The organism is Chamaesiphon sp. OTE_20_metabat_361, from assembly GCF_031364565.1.
Genome location: NZ_JANLWO010000376.1, coordinates 1 through 2261, shown reverse-complemented (window position 1 = coordinate 2261; position 2261 = coordinate 1). Strand labels below are relative to the sequence as shown.

Here is a 2261-nt window from a genome sequence, read left to right as displayed (position 1 = left end):
CTGAAATCTGCCCCGGCAATGCTGGTTAAATGCTCCATTTCGACGCCAGTAAGATCGGCAGCGCGGAGATCGGTACCTTCGAGATTGACGCCATTTAAACCAGCGTTGCGGAGGGATGCACCTGTCAGGAAGGCTCTTTGTAGTGTCGCACCGCTCAATCTGGCTTCTTGGAGATTGGCACCTGTCAAGTCGGCACCGCTGAGGTAGCTACCCAACAGATTTGCACCGCGCAGATCGGCATGGCGGAGGTTGGCGGTATTGAGATAGGCTCCGTTGAGAGCGGCACCAGGTCCGATCGCGCCGGATGATTTGTAGGCAAATCCGGCGCTCCAGATGGTACGATCGTCGTAGCGGGCAACTTGTAATTTCGTGCCTGTGAGATTTGCGTCAGTGAGATTGGTACTGTAGAGTTGAGCGCGATTGAGATAAGCTTTTTCGAGATTGGCACCGCTGAGATTGGCATCGGTAAGATTTACTCCTCGCAAGTCGGCACCACTGAGATCGGCACCACTGAGATTAGCGCCGCTAAAATTAGCACCGATCGAGTTTAACCCGTGCAAGTTGGCACCCGCTAGCTTGGCACCGCTAAAATCAAATCGATACAGATCGAATCGATCGAGCGACTTTCCGGCATGGATGGCTGCTAAAATTTCTGATAAGGCGATCGCAGAATCGTTCAAGGTTGCTTTATCTAACTCGTTATTAATAAACTCTATAGTGGAACGGTCGGTTTAAGCAATCGTCGTCCACTAACATTCACCAATCACCAGTCATTAATCTACCCATGTCACTAATTGCACCGATGACGATGATGGACTTCTTTCGCAAGAGCGAGGGGACTTGGCTGACGCTGCGGGCGGTACATCATTTCGATTTGGTAGAGGATGAGTCAGGCGAGTCAAATTTGATCGTGCGCGTTGTCGAGCAAACCGATCCTAAAGTAGCAGCGATCTGCGAGCAACAATCAATCGATCCCGCACGGGCGATGGGTGGGGGACTATTTATGTGGCAAGCCAATCTCGATGAAGCACCGCCAAATGCCGATTATGGCGCGGTGTTAATTGATGTCCCCGATGATGATACCAAACGATCGGGTAAATTGATTCGCGATCGCGGCTATGTTGAAAAGATTCCGGTGATCTCGCGGTATTGGTTTGGGCAAGATGGGATTTTGACGATCGAGACTGAATATGATAACAATCAAGGGCAAGAACGGTGCTGGTTTATCACTGACGATTTTCGGGTGCGCGTCAGTAGTGTCAGAATGATGAATGGCGTAAACCTAACTACCTACTGCTCGGAGCGCCGCTGTATCGAGGATAATACTCTTCAGCAAATGATCGATCTCAATTTAGCTAGAGCCTAATTTTCATGGCAATTTGTGGACTTAGGAAACAGATTCTAATTTTGTAGAGTGGGCACTGCCCACCAATACATAGTCGCTCTAATTCGATAAGTTTTAAATGTATTCGATCGCCAGTTTGTGCGTGATTGTTTGAAGGTAAAAGGTAAGAGGTAAAAGGTAAGAGGTAATGGAGCAATTCTTCATCTCCCCGTCTCCCCGTCTCCTCATCTACCCTCTACCCTCTATCTACATACTATCAATCCTAGCCCTCAGTCGATCTACCAGAGTGCTGACTGGCATATTCAACCAATTTTTATTGCGTTCGCGATCGAATTTTCGCAAGAAAGCCCCGTAAGTCCGTAATTTAATCGCTGACTTGTGATTGAGTTCGCGTTTGCGGTTTTGTTTTTGGGGATTGTGAAAAAATTCTCGATCTTGACCGATGATTAATAAGCCGTGCACGTTATTAGGCTCGACAGATTCATTCAGTTTATTTGCTACTAAAATTTTAGCTAAATTACTCATGCAATAATTCAATCGATCGAATGAGACTTTTGCTGTCTTCGTCAATTGTAAACTATCGTCCCATGTCTGCTCTTGAGGGCCAGCTAGCACGATCGCATACCAGCTTACACCTTTAGTTTGATGATAGCAACCGCAGATGTAATCGGGACGATTATTTTTGTCTAAGATTAGATTAGTTGATAAAAAATAAATTTCTTGATAATCAATATAAGATTTTAGTAAATAAGCGCACAAGGAAATATTCAGATCTAGGGTACCTTGAATCTCGCTAATTTTACTATTGATACTAACTCGATTTACTAAAGTTGCAATCTCATGACGATCGACCCGAGTGGGATCTACTTGAAATGGTTGGAGGTGTTGGAGCAGCATATATTAATTCGGAACCCGA

At 45.9% G+C, this 2261-nt stretch carries 3 protein-coding genes; 1 reads left to right on the top strand and 2 read right to left on the bottom strand.

Annotated elements, in window-relative coordinates; all coding sequences use genetic code 11:
- On the bottom strand, nt 1–680 hold a 680-nt coding region (locus tag RMO35_RS11025; RefSeq protein WP_309741159.1), incomplete at its 3' end, for a pentapeptide repeat-containing protein.
- A gap of 104 nt (nt 681–784) precedes the next feature.
- On the opposite strand from RMO35_RS11025, the gene RMO35_RS11020 reads away from it, so the two are divergent.
- Nucleotides 785–1366: a phycobiliprotein lyase gene (locus RMO35_RS11020; protein ID WP_309741158.1), complete on the top strand. Its 582-nt coding sequence runs from the start codon at nt 785–787 to the stop codon at nt 1364–1366.
- Nucleotides 1367–1591: 225 nt separating this feature from the next.
- On the opposite strand, the gene RMO35_RS11015 is transcribed toward RMO35_RS11020, so the two are convergent.
- Nucleotides 1592–2242 (bottom strand): hypothetical protein, encoded by a 651-nt coding sequence (locus tag RMO35_RS11015; protein WP_309741157.1) that lies wholly within the window; start codon nt 2240–2242, stop codon nt 1592–1594.
- Nucleotides 2243–2261 lie beyond the last annotated feature (19 nt).

Bases quoted from the DNA above. Each gene is read 5' to 3' on its own strand.
- RMO35_RS11020 (WP_309741158.1), top strand. From the start codon at position 785: ATGTCACTAATTGCACCGATGACGATGATGGACTTCTTTCGCAAGAGC.
- RMO35_RS11015 (WP_309741157.1), bottom strand. From the start codon at position 2,242: ATGCTGCTCCAACACCTCCAACCATTTCAAGTAGATCCCACTCGGGTC.